Below are 1,380 nucleotides of genomic sequence, written 5' to 3'. Positions count from 1 at the left end.
CGACCGCCCCCTCCAGCACCTTCGCGAAGTGCGCGAGCGCCGCGTCCAGCGTCTCCACGTCGTCCGGCGAGGCGCCCTTCTGCGGCCCGTAGACCGCCGCCGCGCCCTTCGGCCCGGTCAGCGGATTGTCGACGTCGCTGGCGAGCACGAGCTCGACGGAGCCCAGCCGCCGGTCCAGCCCGGACAGGTCCGCGTCGGCCAGCTCCGCCAGTCCCCCGCCTCCGGGCGGCACCGGCTGCCCGTCCGCGTCCAGGAACCGCGCCCCGAGCGCGGACAGCATCCCCGCGCCCCCGTCCGTCGTCGCGCTCCCGCCGACGCCGAACACGATCGTCCGCGCGCCCGCGTCCAGCGCGGCCCGCAGCAGCTGCCCGGAGCCGTACGTGGACGCCGTGAGCGGCGCGAACACGCCCGCCGGCAGCCGCTGCAGCCCACTGGCCTCGGCCATCTCCACGACCGCCGTGTCCCCGCGCAGCGCGAACGCGGCCGTGACCTCGTCCCCGAGGGGACCCGCGACCCGTACCTCCCGGCGCTCGAACCCGGCCGCGACCGCCGCGTCCACGGTCCCGTCGCCGCCGTCGGCCACCGGCAGCGCCTCCACCTCCACCTCCGGCACGACCCGGCGCAGTCCGGCCGTCACGCGCTCGGCCACCTGCACGGCCGTCAGCGACCCCTTGAACTTGTCCGCGGCAACCAGCACCCTCCGGGTGCCGTGCACTGCAGCGTCCGCCACCTTGCCATCCCCTCGCTCCTCGGGCCCGCACGTCAGGGCCGGCCGCGCCGCTGCGACCCTAACCGGCGACGGCCCCCACCGTCATGTCCCGCGCGACCGCCCCCGGAATCGGGTAGACCGTAGCCATGACCCCTGTGCACACCGAGGCGGAGCTCGCCGACCGCATCCTCGGCGGCTGGCTGGGCCGTATCGCGGGCAACATGCTCGGCAAACCGGTCGAGCAGGGCGAGGTGTGGACGCGCCACCGCATCGACCGCTACCTGCGCAGGACCGCCGCGCTCCCGCTCACCGACTACCTGCCCGAACCGCCGGCCGGTGACGACGACGCCCACGACCTGCGCCCCGAATGGCGCGACTGCGTCCGCGGCCGTATCCACGGCAGCTGCCGCGACGACGACGTCGACTACGCGATCCTCGGCCTGGACCTCCTGGAGACGCACGGCTTCGCCTTCAGCACCGAGCAGGTCGGCGACCTGTGGCTGCTGCGGCTGCCGTACCTGCAGACGTTCACCGCGGAGCGAGCGGCGTACCGCAATCTGGCCAACGGGCTCAAGCCGCCCCTGACGGCCACGTACGACAACCCGTACCAGGAGTGGATCGGCGCCCTGATCCGCGCCGACATCTATGGCTGGACCAGCCCCGACGCCCCC

At 74.9% G+C, this 1,380-nt stretch carries 2 protein-coding genes; one reads left to right on the top strand and one right to left on the bottom strand.

The window, feature by feature from the left end:
* On the bottom strand, positions 1-715 hold a 715-nt coding region (locus C1I97_RS37285), incomplete at its 3' end, for a glycerate kinase (RefSeq protein WP_146608437.1).
* Positions 716-855: 140 nt separating this feature from the next.
* Here C1I97_RS37285 and C1I97_RS37280 point away from each other — a divergent pair.
* The coding region (locus tag C1I97_RS37280) for an ADP-ribosylglycohydrolase family protein (protein WP_181447098.1) at positions 856-1,380 on the top strand (525 nt) is incomplete at its 3' end.

The sequence above is a fragment of the Streptomyces sp. NTH33 genome (assembly GCF_003236365.1).
Taxonomy (GTDB): Bacteria; Actinomycetota; Actinomycetes; order Streptomycetales; family Streptomycetaceae; genus Streptomyces.
This window is presented reverse-complemented; position numbering and strand designations above follow the sequence as displayed.